Raw genomic sequence first — 16302 nt, forward strand, 5'->3', positions numbered from 1 at the left:
CCCCTTCGAGACGCAAGCGCAACGCTCCGTCGCGCACGTTCCGGCCCCCCGTGCCGTCACAGTCACTGACGTCGAGGTTCGACGGGCTGGTCAACGGACACAGGGGGCACGCGAGATGAAGCGCTATCGGACACGGCGGCTCAGCGGGGCGCTGCTCGCGCTCACCACGGCGGGCGGTCTGCTCCTGACCGGCTGCGGCGCGGGGGACGCCGGACACGACAGCCGGGCCGACCGGGCGCAGGAGGCCGACGGGTTCCCGGCCCCCGCCCCGCCCGCGCCGGACTCCGGTGAGGTGAGCGGGGAGCGGCGCGAGGACGGCACGGACCGCGAGTTCGCGCCGGAACCCGACTACCTCTCCACCTTCGCCCTGGACGTCGACACCGCCTCCTACGGTTACGCCCGCCGCACCCTCGCCGAGGGCGGCCGGCCGCACCCGTCGACGATCCGTCCGGAGGAGTTCGTCAACAGCTTCCGCCAGGACTACGAGCGCCCCGACGGCAACGGCTTCTCGGTGACGGTCGACGGCGCCCGCACCGCCGCGGCGGACTGGTCCCTGGTCCGCGTCGGCCTCGCCACCCGGCCGGCCCGGCAGGAGGGCGCGCGTCCGCCCGCCGCCCTCACCTTCGTCCTCGACGTCTCCGGCTCGATGTCCGAGCCCGGCCGGCTGGACCTCGCCAAGGAGTCCCTCGGCGTGATGACCGACCGGCTCCGCGACGACGACTCGGTCGCGCTGGTCACCTTCAGCGACGAGGCCGAGACGGTGCTGCCGATGACCCGGCTCGGCGGCAACCGCGGCCGGATCCGCGACGCGGTCTCCGCCCTGGAGGTCCAGCAGTCCACCAACCTCGGCGACGGCGTGGAGACCGGGTACGCCACGGCCGTCGAGGGCCTGCGCGAGGGCGCCACCAACCGGGTCGTCCTCGTCTCCGACGCCCTCGCCAACACCGGCGACACCGACGCCGACACGATCTTGGAGCGCATCGACGGTGCCCGCCGCGAGCACGGCATCACCCTCTTCGGCGTGGGCGTCGGCAGCGACTACGGCGACGAGCTGATGGAACGCCTCGCCGACCGGGGCGACGGCCACACGACGTACGTCTCGACCGCCGAGGAGGCCCGCGAGGTGTTCTGCGAGGAACTCCCGCGCCACGTCGACCTCACCGCCCGCGACGCCAAGGCGCAGGTCGCCTTCGACCCGGAGACGGTCTCCCAGTTCCGTCTGATCGGCTACGAGAACCGGGAGGTCGCCGACGAGGACTTCCGCGACGACCGTGTCGACGGCGGCGAGGTCGGCCCCGGCCACACGGTCACCGCCCTGTACGCGGTCCGCATCAGGCCCGGCGCCGACGGCCACCTCGCCACGGCCACCGTCCGCTGGCTCGACCCCGCCACCCGCGCCCCGCACGAGGAGTCGGGCCGGCTGGAGGCGGTGACGCTCAGCGACTCGGTGCGCGGCGCGTCCGCCCGCTTCCAGGTCACGGCGGTGGCCGCCTACTTCGCCGAGGCCCTGCGCGGTGAGGACGCCCGCCACAGCCCGCTGCCCGGCGCACCGGGAATGCGCGAGCTGGCCGAGCACGCCGACGACCTGGCCCGGCGCACCGAGGACGGGGAGGTGCGGCAGCTGGCGACCGCCATCGACCAGGCCCGGGGCATCACCTACTGACGCCCGGTGTCCGGCGGCGGGTTGGCACGCGACCCATTGACCTTTCCTTACTTCCGGGTAAGTTGACCTTGCGTCACCACCGTGCACCGGCAACGCGGGAGCCGCCATGGGCGTACGCAAGGATCTGAAGCGGGCCAAGCAGCGCACCGACCTGTCGGCCCGCGCCGAGGTCGAGCTGATCAGGGACGAGACCGGCACCGTACGGGAGGCGCACGTCCCGCCGATGGCGCAGCGCCCCACCGCCGGCAGCATCGCCGACATCCCGTACGCCAACGCGGCCGAGGCGCCCGGCGCGGTGGTGCTGCGGCGCCGGACGGCCGACGGCGCCTGGGCGCCGGTGACCGCCGCCGCCCTCGCCCAGGAGGTCACCGCCGTCGCCAAGGGACTGATCGCCGCCGGGCTCGAACCCGGCGGCCGGGTCGCAATCATGTCCCGCACCCGCTACGAGTGGACGGTCCTGGACTTCGCCGTCTGGGCGGCCGGCGGCCGGACCGTCCCCCTCTACCCCACCTCGTCCGCGCAGCAGGTGGAGTGGATCGTGCGCGACTCGGGCGCCCGGCACGTCTTTGCCGAGACCGCCGAGAACGCGGCGACCGTCACCACCGCGACGGCCGGCCAGGCCCCCGCGCCCCGCATCTGGCAGATCGACGCCGACGCCCTCACCGACCTGGTCCTCCTCGGCGAGAACCTCCCCGACGAGGAGGTCACCAAGCGCCGTACCGCCCTGACCCCCGGCGCGGTCGCGACGATCTGCTACACCTCCGGCACCACCGGCCGGCCCAAGGGCTGCGTCCTGACCCACGCCAACCTGCACGCGGAGGCCGCGAACACCGTCGAGTTGCTGCACCCGGTCTTCGAGGCGGTCACCCGCCGGACCGCCTCGACGCTCCTGTTCCTCCCGCTCGCCCACATCCTCGGCCGGACCCTCCAGATCGCGTGCCTGCTGGCGCGGATCGAGATCGGCCACTGCCCGAGCGTGAGACCCGACGAACTCCGCCCGATGCTGCGGGAGTTCCGGCCCACCTTCCTGGTCGGCGTCCCCTACCTGTTCGAGAAGATCCACGACACCGGCCGCGCCACCGCCGAGAAGATCGGCCGCGGTGCCTCCTTCGACCGGGCCGACCGGATCGCCGTACGCTTCGCGGAGGCGTACCTGAGGAAGTTCCTCGGCACCGGCAAGGGCCCCGGCCCCGGCCTGTACGCCGCCTGGGCGCTGTACGACCTGCTGGTCTACCGCCGTGTCCGCAAGGAACTCGGGGGCCGGCTGCGCTACGCCATCAGCGGCGGCTCCCCGCTGGAGCGGGACCTCAACCTGTTCTTCCACGCGGCCGGCATCGTCGTCTACGAGGGCTACGGCCTGACCGAGACCACCGCCGCGGCCACCGTCGTCCCGCCCCTGGCACCCCGCCCCGGCACGGTCGGCACGCCCGTCCCCGGCACCGGCGTGCGGATCGCCGCCGACGGCGAGGTGCTGATCAGGGGCGGCATCGTCTTCGCGGGCTACTGGAACAACCCGGAGGCCACCGACGCGGTCCTGACCGGCGGCTGGTTCGCCACCGGCGACCTCGGCGCCCTCGACGAGGACGGCTACCTCACCATCACCGGCCGCAAGAAGGACATCCTCGTCACCTCCGGCGGCAAGAACGTCTCCCCGGCGATCCTGGAGGACCGGCTGCGCAGCCGCTCACCGATCGGCCAGTGCCTGGTCGTCGGCGACAACCGCCCCTACGTCGGCGCCCTGATCACCCTCGACCCCGACGCCGTCGCCCACTGGCTGGCCGTCCACGGGATGCCCCCGGACACCCCTCTGTCCGCCGTCCGCCAGGACCCCCGCCTGCGCGCCGCCGTCCAGGAGGCCGTCGACCACGCGAACGAGGCCGTCTCCCGTGCCGAGTCGATCCGGGCCTTCGCCCTCGTCGACGGCGACTTCACCGAGGACAACGGCATGCTCACCCCGTCCCTGAAGGTACGGCGGCACGCGGTGGCGACGGCGTACGCCAAGGAGATCGAGGAACTCTACGCGGCCGGCGGCTGACCCGGGGCCGCCGTCGCACGGCCCCCGGCACACGAAAAGGGCGGGCCGCCGAGATGCTCGGCGGCCCGCCCTCGGCACTAGGTCACTCGCCGTTGGCCGACAGGATCGACACGTCCTCCAGCAGGTGCGCCAGCGCACCGTCACGCTTGGCGTTGGTGGAGTTCTCGGCGCACTGCTGCTGCGTGTGGTCCGACAGGATCGGGATGTCCTTGATCGGGATGCCGACCAGCGCGCCCGCACCGACGGGCAGGTCGTTCACGGCGATGCAGGGCTTGTTGAAGGAGCCCTGGATCAGCGCCATCTGCGGGCTCATGTTCCCGTACGTGGACGAGTTCCCGAAGCTCTGCAGCGCGCCGTTGCCGTTCGCGGCGGTCGGGCCGCTGTCGTCGCCGACAGCCATGGCACCCGGGGCCGCGGCGGCCGAGGCACCCATGACGGAAGCGGCGATCGCAGCGGTGGCAACAACCTTCTTGATCACTGGCCAGTCCTTTCTGAGGAAACCCCGTCCACCGGAGCGTTCTGGTCAACTGCACGGGCACTTCGCGGTTTCTCCGCATCACTCTCCCGGCCGATGCCCCCGCCCTTTGTGTGTTCGTCGTCACCCGTGATTATCAGGCGTTTGGACGGGAGGCCGGGCCAACCGGGTGAACATCCGCAACCAATCATCCCGGCCCGGGTTGATGTGGCCGTAGGACATGCGTCGCTACGAGGAAAGGAACGCGAAGTGCTCAAGAAGGCAATGGTCGCCGCGGCGGCTGCCGCTTCCGTCATCGGTATGTCGGTGGCGGCCGCTCCCCACGCGCTTGCCGTCGGGGACGACTCGGGGCCGTCCGTGGCCAACGGCAACGGTGCGTCGTCGTCGTTCGGCAACTCGGCGACCAAGGGCGACATGAGCCCTCAGCTCTCGCTGGTCGACGGGTCGCTGAACAAGCCGTGCCTGGCTGTGCAGGACGTCCCCGTCGGCGTCGCCGCCGCCATCGGTGTCGTGGCCCAGGACATCCCGGTCCTGTCCGACCACACGCAGCAGCAGTGCGCGGACAACTCCACGAACACCAAGCGCGACGCCGCTCTCAGCCACATCCTGGAGGACCTCTCGGTCCTTTCGGCGAACGGCGACTGAGTTCCCACTCGCGCAGTCCGGGCGGTCCGCTGAGTCCCTGCGGGCCGCCCGGCGGCGCGTGTGGAAGAAGTTATTTACCGAGCAATCGAGTGAATTCCTCGGTGTTATACGTTCCACGGTTTCTCTGTCTGTCAATTTCTCGTTTGCAGGCTGCAGGTCATGGTGCGAGCCGTACAGCTGTGCTCGCTCGGTCTCGGCCGTCCAAAAGGCATGACCGCAGAGAAGGGAAAGTTCATGAAGAAGAGCGCTGCTGTCGTCGCGGGCGCGATCATGGCTCTCGGGATGGCCACGCCGGCCTTTGCCGACTCGGGCGCCGAGGGTGCCGCTGTCGGTTCCCCGGGTGTCCTGTCCGGCAACGTGGTCCAGATTCCCGTGCACGTTCCGGTCAACGTCTGCGGCAACACCATCAACGTGATCGGGCTGCTGAACCCGGCGTTCGCCAACCAGTGCAAGAACGACTGACGCTGTAACGCACCAGCCGCTCGGCTGCGCCACGGCCGGCCTTGGACGACTTCATCCTTCGCCAAGGCCGGCCTTCCCCACTTCTGCGAGCAGGAAGACAACGAGATTGCGACAGACCCTGAGCAAGGGAATGGTCGCGGCTGCCGCCGCGACGAGCATGCTGTCCCTGTGCGGCGGCGCCGCCCTCGCCGACACGACGGCGGGCGGGGCGGCCAAGGGTTCGCCCGGCGCGGCCCCCGGCAGCAGCGTCGCGGCCCCCGCCGAGGTACCGGCGGCGGCCCCGAGCGCCGAGGAGTTCGACCACGAGGCGTTCTACGAGGACGTGCGCGACGAGGTCTACGCGGACATGGCCATGGCCCAGAACGCCCCGGCCGAGGCGGACACCGCGCAGGACGGCGTGGCCGAGTACGGCGCGGCCGAGTACGGCGCGGCCGAGTACGGCGCGCCCGAGGACAGTGCCGCCGCGCAGAGCACGCCGGTGGACAGCACCGCCACCGACAGCACCGCCACGGGCAGCACCGCCATGGAGACCGCGACCGAGGACAGCGCGTCCGAGGACACCTCGGCTGACGGCAGCGCGACCGAGGACGGCGCGGCCGTGAGCGGTGTGGCCGAGGACGGCGCCGTCGTGGGCGGTACCACCGACAGCAGCGTCACGGCCACGGACATGGAGGTCGCCGTCGGACAGGGCACCGACTCGACCTCCGAGAGTGCCCCGGAGTCGCCCGCCGCGACGCCCGCGGAGACCGCCGTGGGAGCGCCCGCGGAGACGTCCGCGGACATGCCGGCGACCCTCGTGGACGATCTGCTCGGCGCGTACGGTGCCGAGTCCGGGAGCGGCTACGGGGACGACACCGGCTACGGCGCGACGACCGGCTACGGCGACGACACCGGCTACGGAAGCGGCTACGGCGACGAGGGCGGCTACGGGGACACCCCGACGACGCCTCCGCCTCCGTCGACGACGCCCCCGTCGACCCCCACCCCGACCCCCACTCCGCCCCCGACCCACACACCGCCGCCCTCGCCGACCCCGAGCCAGCCGCCGACCCCCACCGGTCCGCCGCCGCCGGACGACGAGAAGCCGCCGCCGTCACTGCCCGAGACCGGGTCCGAGGCCGTACTCGCCGCCTCGGGCGCCGGCGCCGCGATGATCCTGGGCGGTGCGCTGCTCTTCCGACGAGGCCGAGCCGGCCAGCGCAGGTGACACACCCGGTGCCGGAGACCCCGTGCACCAGGTACGCGTAGTTCCGGGCGCCCCGGGCGACGAACCACCGTCGCCCGGGGCGCCCGTACGAGCGGGCCCCTCAGCGGCTGACCGCCGTCTCGCCCCTCTCGTCGCCCGGGAGACCGGGGGCTCCCGGGAGGCCGGGGGCCGCGGACGGACCGGGGACGACGCCGGACACGTCGGCGGGGCGGGGCTCCGCGGGCGACGCCTGCCGGACCAGCGAGACCCGGGGCCGTACCTCCACCGTCGTCTTCGGCCGCAACCGCGTCCGGAGCCTGCGCAGCACATGGCGGGTCCACAGCGCGCTCATCGCGAGGCCGGGGGCGAGGTCGTCGCGGGCGTGCCAGGCCAGTTCCCGGCCGCCGGGCGCGGGGCGGAGCACGACCAGCGGGGCGTAGTTCTCGACCACGAACGCCCGTCCCGGCCGCGCCCGGCCGTCGGGCAGCGGGCGATGGGTCAGGTCCAGGTGCAGGGCGCGTACGACATCCACTCCGGCGGTGTCGGTGAAGAGCCGGAACTGGGCCCCGGGGCGCGGGTTGAAGTCGAGCAGGTGGTAGCGCCCGGTCGTGCCGCACCGGCGGAAGTCCAGGTCCAGGATCCCGCGGTAGCCGAGTGCGCCGACGAGCCGTTCGGCCAGGGCCCGCACCTCGGTGTTCGCCGCCCACTCGCCGACCGCCGTGAGGCCGGCGGCGCGCGGCCAGGCGTGCAGTTTGCGGCCGGGGCCGCCCGCGCGGACGGCGCCGAACCGGTCGGCGTACCCGTGGAAGAACCAGTCGCGGTCCGGGCCGGGCGGCAGGAACTCCTGGAGCAGCAGCCGACTGCCCGCTTCCGCGGACCGCTCGTACAGGTCGCGGGCCTCCTGCGTGGAGCGCACCAGGGCGGTGCTGCGCAGGCCGGTGCCGGTGGGCAGCAGCCAGGGGCGGCTCCACTTCGCCACCACCGGCAGTCCGAGGCGCCAAGCGGCCCGCGCGGCCTGTTCGGACGTGGCCGGGACCAGCGTGCGGGGGTGCGGCAGGTCCAGGGACGCGCAGATGCCCGCCAGTTCGGCCTTGTCGGCGACGCGCTCGGGGAGTCCGGCGGGCGGCGAGGGGAGCAGATAGGCGGGCGTGAGGGCGTCGTGCAACCCGCTCACCGCGATGGCGCCCGCGTCGTCCATCGGGATCAGCACGGACGGCCGCGCGATCCCGGCGGCCACCCGGCGCAGCACCTCGGCGATCTCGTCGGGGGACGCGTCCGGCCCCGGTGGCGTGTGCAGCCGGCGTACGAAGCGGGAGGTGCGGACCGGACTTCCGGCGCAGTCGGCGACGACGTGCACGTCGACGCCCGCCCGGCCGAGCGAGCGTACGGCGCCCAGGGTTCCGTGGTGAAAGGGATTCCGGTCGATCCGCAGCAGGACCACGGGGACCCGGGTGTCGAACAGCGACACGGTGTTTTTCCTTCGGTTGTTTCACCCGTGCGGGCGAGCGGGGCACTCTTACGCCGCAAGCGCACTGGCGGAATTCATACTGATATGACTGAGTGTCAACAACGGGCTGTGGAAAGCCGTCAGGAAATGCGTCACGGACACCGTCCACCCAAAAACGCGTCAGCTGTGGGACGGCGCACGGGAGTGGAGAGAGGAGCAGGCATGGCCGCACAGCATCGCCGGGCCCGGCCCCGGCGGCTGGCGTGCCTCGCGGCGACGGTTCTCGCGTCGGCCGCCCTGGCCACCGGCCCCGGTTTCGCCCTGGGCCTGGGGGTGAGGGTGACCGGCGATCCGCCGACCCCCGCACCCACCGCGCCCACGGCACCCACCGCGCCCGCCGCGCCCACGGCACCCCCGGCACCCACCGCGGCCACGGCTCCGACAGCGGCCACGACGCCCGGAAAGCAGTTCCCCGCCTTCGGGGCCTATCTCCACTACGCGGAGCGCGGCGTGGCCCGGATCTCCGAGCTCAGCCGCTGGCTGGGCGGTTCCGAGCTGCGCGTCGGCCACACCTATCTGCCGGGCGACCGGTGGAGCAACATCGAGGGGGCGCCGAGCTTCCTGGAGTCGTGGGCCGACTGGCGACGTGCCAAGGCCGACCGGATGTTCGTCCTCAACGTCCCCATGATGGAGCGCAACGAGGAGGGCGCGCGCGACTCCGAGGTGCGCGGAATGCTGCGACAGGGGGCGGCCGGGCAGTTCGACCAGCACTACCGCAAACTCGCCGAACGCCTGGTCGAGCTGAAGGTCCCGGACACGGTGATCGTGCTCGGCTGGGAGATGAACGGCATCACGTACACCCACCGGTGCGGGCCCGACCCGAACGCCTGGAAGCAGTACTGGAACAGGATCGTCACCACCATGCGGTCGGTGCCCGGCCAGAAGTTCCGGTTCGACTTCACCCCGTCGCGCGGCCGGGACGCCATTCCCTGGACGCAGTGCTATCCGGGGGACACGACGGTCGACATCATCGGAATGGACGCGTACGACCAGCCGGCCGGACTCTCCTTCGACGAACAGGTGAAAGAGCGTTACGGGCTCCAGGACCACGTGGATTTCGCCAAGGCGCACGGCAAGGAGATCTCCTATCCCGAATGGGGACTCTTCCGCAACGGCGACAACCCGGAGTACATGCGCCGCATGCTCGCCTGGATGGACGAGCACAAGCCGCTCTACAACACCCTGACCGACTACTGCCCGCACGGCGTCTGGCAGTGCGACGACAATCCGCGCTCCGCCGCGGTGTACCGGGCGCTTCTCACCGGCCGCACCGACGGCACGTCGCCGCAGCCCACGTCCCCGCAGTCCCCGTCCCCGCAGCCCACGGGACCGACGCAGCCCGCTCCGGCCACGCCGTCGGTCACACCCCCGGCGACGCCGCCCGCCACGGACCCGGGTGACTGCTCGCCCATGGACCTGGGCGACTGGGTGGAGCACTGGCTCGGCGGCAAGATGTGCATGCGGCTCGACTGGTGGTCGCGAGGGCGCTGAGCGTGCCCGCCGTCGGCGGCAGGCCCGCTCAGGACCTGCCGCCACCGTCGCGCTCCTCCCGCCGGCGCACCAGTTCCTTGCCCCGGCGACGTGCCCCGGCGCCGCACACCGCCGCCGCCAGCAGCGGGGCGGTGCGCCGCCGGGCGAGCAGCAGCCGCTGGTTGACGACGGTCTCGGGACGCCAGTGGTGCTTGTACGGCTCGTCGCCGCGCAGCAGGCTCAGCGTGCCGAGCCCCGCGCCGTGCGCCTGCTCGGCGCCTGCCTCCAGCAGCATCGCCGCCACGTCCGCCTTGTCCTCCCGCAGCCTCGGGTGCGCGCCGTACAGGTAACCGCCGCTCAGCCGACGCGACATCAGCGTCAGATCGACGGCCACCACCTCGCCGGCCAGCCGGAACTCGGTGACCACCGCGTCCCCGGTGCGCACCATCTCCGCGACGGCCCGCACCAGGTGTTCGCGGAACCTCGGCAGCAGATGCTCCGAGGTCACCTTCCGGCCCTGCCACTGCAACCGGTGCAGCTCCAGCAGCCGCCCCAGAGCCCTTTCCACCTCGTCGGGTTTGACGCAACCGCGCTCCACGCCCAGCGCGTGCACCTTGCGCAGCTTGGCGCGCGCCCGCTGCTGGGACTTCGCCGGCAGCCGGCCGATCAGGTCCGCGATCACCACGGCGGGCAGCTCCAGGCACGGTGAGTCGTCCAGCCGGTGGCGCGGCCCACCCCATCGCTCGTACACCTGCTCGGCGGCGGCACCGGGCCGGACCTCCCGCAGGTCGATCAGCGCGGTGCGCGCGGCCGCCGCGAGCCCCTCGGTGAGCGCGGTCAGCGCCGCCTCGCCGTGCCCGTCGTCGAGCAGGACGTCCGCGTAGTCGGAGATCGCCCCGCCGAGCGGCACCAGCGCCGGCAGCGGCCGGGACACCCGCATCAGCGGGGCCGCCGCGACGAGTTCACCGCCCGCGTGCACCAGCACCAGCCGCAGCCGGCCGGGCCTGCCGTACGACAGCCACCAGGAGTGCAGCCAGGCGTGACTCTGGAACGGCGTCGCGCGCGGCGACCGCCCGTACAGCCGGCCCCAGACCGGAGCGAGCTCGGCGAAGGCGGGCTCGTCCGTGACGACTTCCGTGCGGTAGGCGGGCTTCACGGCGCTCGGTGCGCGTCGACGGCGACGGCCGGGCCCGGCACGGAGGCGGCCGGCCCGGTGCCTTCCTGGGCGCGCCGAGGCCGGACCAGCAGGGCGAGCCCGCCGAGCAGACCGCCGGCGCTCGCGCCGACCAGGCCGGTGAGCGGGGTGGACGCGGAGGACGGTTCGACGGGCTTGGTGGCGCGGGCGAACTGCTGGAGCTCCACCTTGGTGGCGTCCGAGGTGTCGTCCGCGTGCCCGGTCAGCGCGCGGGCCACGGCGTTGGCCATGTCGGCGGCGACGTCCCGCCGGGTGGAGGTTGCGGTGATCGCGACCATCGGCGCGTCCGGCGAGGTCGCCGTCCGCACGCTGTCCTGCAGGGTGCGCACCGGCACGCCCGCCCACACCTGCGCGTCCCCGAGCACCGCCACCTGCGTGGCGACCCGGCCGTACGCCTGCGCGAAGCCCAGCGCGGAAGCCGGGTCGGAGTTCGCGGCGGGCACGGCGACGACGTAACTGGTGGCCGTGTACTCGGGCGCGGTCAGCTCGCCGTACGCGCCGCCGAGCAGCCCCCCGGCGACCACACCGGCCGCGAGCAGGCTCCAGGGCGGGAGCTTTCCGGCGCGGGCCGGCCGGCCGCCTTGGCGGTGCTGTCCGCTGGGGTTGTCGGTCATCACGAACTGGCTCCCTGGGGTGACGGTGACGAGGGTGCCGCCGCACGCGGGGCGGCGGTCGCGGTCGCGTAGACATCCATGAGCTGTGCGGCGCTGCGGGTGACGCAGTAATGCAGGGCGGCCTCGGCGGGCGTGCGGGGCCGCGGTCCCGCCGCCCGGGCCTCGGCGACGGCGCGGGCGAACTCCTCGGCGCCGCCGGTCACCCGGCGGGCGTGCGGCGCGGTGTGCGCGGGCAGGTCCTCGATCGCCGGGCAGGAGGCGTGCACGACGGGCAGCCCGGCCGCCAGCGCCTCGACCACGGCGAGCCCGAACGCCTCCTCGGCGGAGGGGGAGACCAGCAGGTCCATCGCCGCGGTCAGGGACGGCAGGTCGGGGCCGGGGGAGCCGTCCGGCACGTAGGGGCGCTCACCTGTGAACAGGACGCGGTCGGCGACACCGGCCTCGTGCGCGGTGCGGCGCAGCATGTGCTCCTCGGGGCCGCCGCCGACCAGCAGCAGCCAGTGGTCCTCGGGGAGCCGGGCCAGGGCCCGGACGGCGACGTCGAAGCGCTTGCCGGCGGTGAGGCGGCCGACGGCGCCGACGACGAACGCGGTGTCCGGCAGACCGAACCGCCGGCGGGTGCGCAGCCGTTGCACCGGGTCGAAGCGGAACCGGGCGAGGTCGACGCCGTTCGGGACGACCACGATCCGGGCGGCGGGTACGCCCCAGCGCTCCAGCCGGGCGGCGACGGTGGGGGACACGGCGACCGTGGCACGGCCGAGGCGCTCACCGGCCAGGTACAGCCCGCGGACGCCGGCGGTCAGGGGGCGGCCCTCCATCTGGGTCTCGCCCAGGGAGTGCTCGGTCGCGACGATCGCCCTGACCCCGGCGAGGCGGGCGGCGAGCCGGCCGTAGACGCAGGCGCGGTAGAGGTGGGTGTGCACCAGGTCGTAGCCGCCGGAGCGGATGACGCGGGCGAGGCGGGGCAGGGCACCGAGGTCACGGTTGCCGGACATGCCGAGGTGGATGACGGAGACGCCGTCGGCCATCAGGCCGGCGGCGATCGGGCCCGGGTTGGTGAGCGTCACCACGTCGCAGTCGACGGGCAGGTGCCGCAGCAGCAGCCGCAGTTGCTGTTCGGCGCCCCCGACGCCGAGGCCGGTGATGATGTGCAGAGCCTTCATCACACGCCCTCCACCGGGCGCCGGCGCAGCCCGTGCAGCCGGTACTTCAGCAGCAGGCGTACGGCGGTGTCGTTCTGCCCGATGTGCAGCCGGGGCAGGGCGTACGGGCCGGTGAGGGGGCCGGGGTCGATCGCGCAGGCGTACGTGTACCCGGCGTCGCGCACGGCGTCGGCGGCCCGCCGGTCGAGCGCGCCGTACGGGTAGCAGAAGCCGGCGACCGGAGCACCGGTCACCTCCGCGAGCGCCGCTCTGCTCTCGACGGTCTCCACCGTCAGCGTGACGTCGTCCGCCCGGGTCAGGTCGACGTGCGTCAGCCCGTGCGAGCCGATCTCGACGCCCTGTTCGGCCGCGGAGCGGATGCCGTCGGCGGTCAGCAGCCGCTTGCGCGGGCCGAGCGGATCCCAGGCGTTGTCGCCGCCGAGCCGGCCCGGCAGCACGAACAGGGTGGCGCCGCAGCCGTGCCGACGCAGCACCGGCAGGGCGGCGTCGACGAAGTCGGCGTACCCGTCGTCGAAGGTCAGCCCGACCAGGCCGCGGTCCTCCCCCCGGGCGCGGGCGGCGAGCAACTCGGCCACCGACACGCCCCGCAGCCCCCGTCGGCGCAGCCAGGCGAGCTGGCGGTCCAGGCGCTCGGGCGTGACGGTGATGCGGTAGGGGTCGTCCGAGCAGTCCCCCACGGAGTGGTACATCGCCACCCAGGGGACCGGGGCCGGGGCGCGGACGGCACGCGTGCCGGCGTCAACGGGAACGGGCATGGGCAAGCCTCCGGGTCACGGAACGTACGGAACGGAGTGCGGACACGACGCCCTGCTCGCCCAGCGCCCGGCCGAGCAGCGCGAAGACCACGGCGACGGTGAGGCAGCCGAGGAGCAGCCCGGGCAGCGGCGCCTCGAACCGGCTCGCGGCGAAGGCACCGGCGACGGTCGCGCCGGCGGCGGCGACGATCGGCCGGCCCAGGTCCGCGAGGACGTGGCTGAGGCGGAGCGGGACGACGGTGCGGGCGGTGGGCCGGGTGGGCGCGGGAGAGTCGGGTGAGGTGGCGGCGTCGGTGGGGGCCGGTGCATCGGGTGCGGGCGGTGCGCCGGGCGGGGTGTCGCCGTTCGGGGCGCGGTGTCCGCGCCGTGCCCGTGCGCCGCCGAGCAGCATCCCGGCGGTCAGGGTGATGCCCGCCGCGTTCGCCGCGGCGATGCCGCTCACCCCCCACAGCCCCACCGTGCAGGCCCCGATACCGCCCGTCGCGGCGACGCCCGCCGTCATCGCGGCCAGCGGGTACCAGCTCGGGCGGCCGTCCGAGAAGTACGTGCGGACCAGGGCGCCGACCAGGGTCTGGCCGAGCAGGCCGAGGGCGTACACCCGCATGACGTCCGCCGTCGCCGCCGTGTCCCGCGCCGTGAACGCGCCCCGCTGGAAGAGGAGTTCGATCATCTGCGGGGCGCAGGCGACGACCGTCGCGGCACCGAGCAGGACGATGCACGCGGCGAGCGCCAGATCGCGCTCGACCCGGTCGCGGGCCCGTTCGCCGTCACCGTCGGCCAGGGCCCGCGCGACCACCGGGAAGGTGACCGTGACCAGCATCAGCGACAGCGTCATCGGGATCTGCGCCACCTTCTGGGCGTAGTTCAGATGCGAGATGGCGCCGGCGTCGAGGTGCGAGGCGAGGAACCGCTCGATGAGGACCTGGGACTGACGGCACAGCGAGAACAGCAGCACCGCGCAGACCAGCGCGAGCCCCACCCGGCGCTGCGCCTCGCCGCCCTCCTCCGCCGGACCGCCGGCGTTCTTTCCGCGCAACTGCCGCCACAGCGCCGGAAGTTGCAACGTCACCATCAGACAGCCGCCCACCGCGACCCCGAGCGCCGCCGAGCGTACCCCCCACCGCCCGCTGAGCACGAGCATCGTCGTGATGATGCCGGTGTTGTAGGCGACGTAGATCGCCGCCGGCGCCAGGAAACGACGGTGCGCCCGCAGCGCGGCGCTGCAGTACCCGGCGAGCCCGAAGGTCACGACGCAGGTCGCGGTGAGCCGGGTGCAGTCGACGGCGAGACCGGGGTCGGAGAGGCCGGGTGCGAGGGCGCCGACCAGGAAGGGGGCACCGACGACGACCAGGCCCCCGGAGGTGATCAGGGCGAGCGAGAGCCGGGGCAGGGTGGTGGCCACCAGCGCCCGCACCGGGTCACCGGGCGCGCCCCGCGCACGCCGGGACAGCGCCAGGCTGAACGCCGGGATCAGGACGAGGGCCAGCCCGTCCTCGATCAGCAGGGTGGCCGCGAACTCCGGCACCGTCCAGGCGACCAGGAAGGCGTCCGTCTCGCTGCCCGCCCCGAACAGCCGGGCCAGCGCCTGGTCCCGCGCGAGCCCGAGCAGCGCGCCGGCCACGGAGAGCGCCGCGGTGATCAGGGCCGCCTTGGCGAGGAAGCCGCGGGAGGCCGGGGCCGGTTCGGTGCCGCCCTCGGTCGGCGGTGCGGTCCGTGCGGAGGGCACGGTGGGCTGCGCGGCCCCCGGGGTGCGGGGAGGCGTCACGTTCATCGCGCGTGCGCCCCCTTCGGCCGCACGTCGGCGAGGACAGGGCCGGGGTGCTCGGCCGGCGTCTCCTCGGCGCGCCCGCCGACCAGCGCCCACCAGGCCGCGAGACCGAGACAGAGGGCGGTCAGCACGGTGGAGGGGCCGCCGATGTCGGCGTACGCGAAGTCGGTCAACTGCCAGATCAGCAGCCCGCAGGCCACCAGCGCGCAGTCGAGCCCGCGCCCGTCCGCGCGCCGGGCCCCGGCGAGCCCCCGCAGCGCGCACACCAGCAGCGCGAGCCAGCTCCCGGCGAGGGCCAGCAGCCCGATCAGCCCCTGCTCGCTGAGGACCAGCAGATACATGTTGTGCGGGGACAGCAGCGGCTGCCTGCGGAAGGCCGCGCCGGCGCCCTCCGTGTCGCTGGCCGCGGACAGCGCCAGCGACGCGTGGGCATCCCGGTACTCCGGGAAGCCCTTCAACCCCACGCCGGTCAGCGGCTGTTCGCGCCACATGCCGGTCGCCGCCGCCCACATGGTGTACCGGTCGGTGACCGACTGATCGGGCGCGTCGGCCACCTGAGTGATGCTGGTGATCCGCTCCTGGAGCAGCGCCGTCCCGATCCCGAAGCCGCCGACCAGGACCACCCCGGCCGCGGCGATCATCGCGCCCGCCCGCAGCGCCCGCCGCATCCCGGCCAGCGCCAGCTGCACCGCGCACGTCACGGCGGTCGCGATCCACGCGCCCCGGCTGAAGGACAGCGCGAGCGGCACCAGCAGCGCCAGAGCGCAGCCGACGGCGATCAGCCGCTGCCGTAGCGGCGCCCGTCCGAGCGCGAGCCCGACCGCGCACACCACCCCGAACGACACCACGCTCGCCATCCCCATGACGTCCTGCGGCCCGAAGGTGCCCACCGCCCGGATCGGCTGCCCCTGGTAGGAGGCGCCGGTCCCGGTCACGTACTGGTGCACGCCGACCGCCCCCTGCCAGCCGGCGAGCGCCACCAGCGACCAGGTGAGCAGCCGGAAGTCCGCCCGGTCCCGGATCAGCAGCAGCACGGCGGCCGGCACCAGCACGAACACCTGGAGGTAGCGGCCCATCCCCGCCAGCCCGGCCTCCGGCGAGACCGCCCCCGTCGCCGCCACGGCCAGCCCCACCACGGGCAGCCCGAGGATCACGGCGGCCGTACGGGACAGCGGACGCCGCCGCTGCCGCAGCAGCCGCAGCACACAGAAGCCGACCACCAGCGCGGAGACCGCGTCGGCCGGGGTGGCGCCGCCGCTTCCCGGTGCGAGCGGCAGCCCCACCAGGACGACCACGGCCACGACGGGCAGGACGGGGGACAGGGCCCGGGTCCGCACGGCCGGCGCAGCGAGACTCATCGGCGC

14 protein-coding genes are annotated in these 16302 nt (G+C 74.0%); 6 read left to right on the plus strand and 8 right to left on the minus strand.

Going from position 1 to position 16302, the window contains the following annotated elements; genetic code table 11:
* The first annotated feature begins 115 nt into the window (after window positions 1–115).
* Together ACZ7LV_RS36155 and ACZ7LV_RS36160 are read left to right on the plus strand one after the other, a co-directional pair.
* On the plus strand, window positions 116–1663 hold the full coding sequence (locus tag ACZ7LV_RS36155; protein WP_471945596.1) for a vWA domain-containing protein: 1548 nt from the start codon (window positions 116–118) through the stop codon (window positions 1661–1663).
* A gap of 106 nt (window positions 1664–1769) precedes the next feature.
* Window positions 1770–3698, plus strand: a complete 1929-nt coding sequence (locus ACZ7LV_RS36160) for an AMP-dependent synthetase/ligase (RefSeq protein WP_471945597.1) — start codon at window positions 1770–1772, stop codon at window positions 3696–3698.
* 82 nt (window positions 3699–3780) lie between these two features.
* Here the strand turns inward: ACZ7LV_RS36160 and ACZ7LV_RS36165 are convergent, their stop codons facing one another.
* Entirely contained in the window at window positions 3781–4176 is a 396-nt protein-coding gene (locus ACZ7LV_RS36165; RefSeq protein ID WP_471945598.1) for a rodlin, read from the minus strand.
* Between the two features lie 246 nt (window positions 4177–4422).
* Between ACZ7LV_RS36165 and ACZ7LV_RS36170 the strand changes: the two genes are divergently transcribed.
* The 3 genes from ACZ7LV_RS36170 (at window position 4423) to ACZ7LV_RS36180 (ending at window position 6487) form a co-directional block, all read left to right on the plus strand.
* On the plus strand, window positions 4423–4818 hold the full coding sequence (locus ACZ7LV_RS36170; protein ID WP_471945599.1) for a rodlin: 396 nt from the start codon (window positions 4423–4425) through the stop codon (window positions 4816–4818).
* Between the two features lie 234 nt (window positions 4819–5052).
* The gene (gene chpD / locus ACZ7LV_RS36175; protein WP_471945674.1) at window positions 5053–5280 is read left to right on the plus strand and encodes a chaplin ChpD; all 228 of its coding nucleotides are present in this window, start codon (window positions 5053–5055) and stop codon (window positions 5278–5280) included.
* A gap of 106 nt (window positions 5281–5386) precedes the next feature.
* Entirely contained in the window at window positions 5387–6487 is a 1101-nt protein-coding gene (locus tag ACZ7LV_RS36180; protein ID WP_471945600.1) for an LPXTG cell wall anchor domain-containing protein, read from the plus strand.
* A gap of 100 nt (window positions 6488–6587) precedes the next feature.
* Here ACZ7LV_RS36180 and ACZ7LV_RS36185 read toward each other — a convergent pair whose 3' ends face one another.
* A complete protein-coding gene (locus ACZ7LV_RS36185) occupies window positions 6588–7934 on the minus strand; it encodes a carboxylate--amine ligase (RefSeq protein ID WP_471945601.1) in 1347 nt (448 codons plus the stop codon).
* 201 nt (window positions 7935–8135) lie between these two features.
* Here ACZ7LV_RS36185 and ACZ7LV_RS36190 point away from each other — a divergent pair, with 201 nt between their 5' ends.
* Window positions 8136–9464, plus strand: coding sequence for a glycoside hydrolase family 26 protein (locus ACZ7LV_RS36190; RefSeq protein WP_471945602.1), 1329 nt, complete (start codon window positions 8136–8138; stop codon window positions 9462–9464).
* 28 nt (window positions 9465–9492) lie between these two features.
* On the opposite strand, the gene ACZ7LV_RS36195 is transcribed toward ACZ7LV_RS36190, so the two are convergent.
* The 6 genes from ACZ7LV_RS36195 to ACZ7LV_RS36220 are packed head-to-tail and all read right to left on the minus strand — an operon-like array spanning window position 9493 to window position 16296.
* On the minus strand, window positions 9493–10599 hold the full coding sequence (locus tag ACZ7LV_RS36195; protein ID WP_471945603.1) for a GNAT family N-acetyltransferase: 1107 nt from the start codon (window positions 10597–10599) through the stop codon (window positions 9493–9495).
* Window positions 10596–11252, minus strand: a complete 657-nt coding sequence (locus ACZ7LV_RS36200; RefSeq protein WP_471945604.1) for a YveK family protein — start codon at window positions 11250–11252, stop codon at window positions 10596–10598. Before ACZ7LV_RS36200 ends, ACZ7LV_RS36195 begins: the two co-directional genes overlap by 4 nt.
* Window positions 11252–12415 (minus strand): glycosyltransferase, encoded by a 1164-nt coding sequence (locus ACZ7LV_RS36205; RefSeq protein WP_471945605.1) that lies wholly within the window; start codon window positions 12413–12415, stop codon window positions 11252–11254. Before ACZ7LV_RS36205 ends, ACZ7LV_RS36200 begins: the two co-directional genes overlap by 1 nt.
* Window positions 12415–13170, minus strand: coding sequence for a polysaccharide deacetylase family protein (locus ACZ7LV_RS36210; protein ID WP_471945606.1), 756 nt, complete (start codon window positions 13168–13170; stop codon window positions 12415–12417). Before ACZ7LV_RS36210 ends, ACZ7LV_RS36205 begins: the two co-directional genes overlap by 1 nt.
* Window positions 13154–14941 (minus strand): murein biosynthesis integral membrane protein MurJ, encoded by a 1788-nt coding sequence (murJ, locus tag ACZ7LV_RS36215; protein ID WP_471945607.1) that lies wholly within the window; start codon window positions 14939–14941, stop codon window positions 13154–13156. The genes ACZ7LV_RS36210 and murJ overlap by 17 nt, the downstream gene beginning before the upstream one ends.
* Window positions 14938–16296, minus strand: a complete 1359-nt coding sequence (locus ACZ7LV_RS36220; protein ID WP_471945608.1) for an O-antigen ligase family protein — start codon at window positions 16294–16296, stop codon at window positions 14938–14940. The genes murJ and ACZ7LV_RS36220 overlap by 4 nt, the downstream gene beginning before the upstream one ends.
* Window positions 16297–16302 lie beyond the last annotated feature (6 nt).

It is taken from the genome of Streptomyces sp. NPDC107562, assembly GCF_055657325.1.